This window comes from Virgisporangium aurantiacum (assembly GCF_016863635.1).
In the GTDB taxonomy this organism is placed as follows: Bacteria; Actinomycetota; Actinomycetes; order Mycobacteriales; family Micromonosporaceae; genus Virgisporangium; species Virgisporangium aurantiacum.
On the sequence record NZ_BOPG01000201.1, the window covers coordinates 1 to 813 of the forward strand.

Sequence of the window (813 nt, forward strand, 5' to 3'; positions counted from 1 at the left end):
GCCTGGATGGCCACCGCCACTGTCAGCTCAATCCGCATCTGGGACCCGACCACCGCCACCTGCCGGCACACCCTCCGCGGCCACGGTGGCGGCACCCACGTGATCGCCCCCGGCGGCGCCGGCAGCTGGCTGGCAACCGCCGGCGCCGACGCGACCGTATGGATCTGGGACCCGACCACCGGCACCCGCCGCCACATCCTGTACGGCTCCCACAGCCCCATCACCCGACTCGCGGTCAGCCCAAGCGGCGACTGGCTCGCCGCCAGCGGAACCGACGGCTCCACCCACATCTGGGACCCGACCACCGGCCACCACCGCTGCCATCTCGCCCACACCGACAACTGGGTCGCCGGGCCCGTCGCCGCTCCGGACGGAACCTGGCTCGCCACCACCGGCAGCGACCTCACCATACGGATCTGGGACCCGCTGACCGGAACCTGCCGCCAGATCCTCGGCGACCACCCCAGCTGGATCACCGCCCTGACATCCGCCCCCGACGGCACCTGGCTCGCCGCCGCCGCCGCAAACGGCCGCATCCGGATCTGGGACACCGGCACCGGAACCTGTCGACACACCTTGACCGGCAACCCGCCCACCGTCGTCGGCCTCGCCGCCGCCCCGGACGGCACCTGGCTTGCAGCCGCAACCCACGACGGCACACTCACGGTCTGGCACCCGGAAAACCCGGACCCGGTCGCCGCCATGCGCGTCGACGCCACCCTCACCACCTGCCTCGCCCTCCCCGACAGCCGGGGAATATGTCTCGGCAGCACCGGCGGCGCCTTATACAACTTCGACCTCGCGTAACGGGCC

At 72.4% G+C, this 813-nt stretch carries 1 protein-coding gene; it reads left to right on the forward strand.

The window, feature by feature from the left end:
* Window positions 1-807, forward strand: an 807-nt coding sequence (locus Vau01_RS63040) for a WD40 repeat domain-containing protein (protein ID WP_204015494.1), incomplete at its 5' end; no start/stop codon positions are given.
* Between the last annotated feature and the right edge of the window lie 6 nt (window positions 808-813).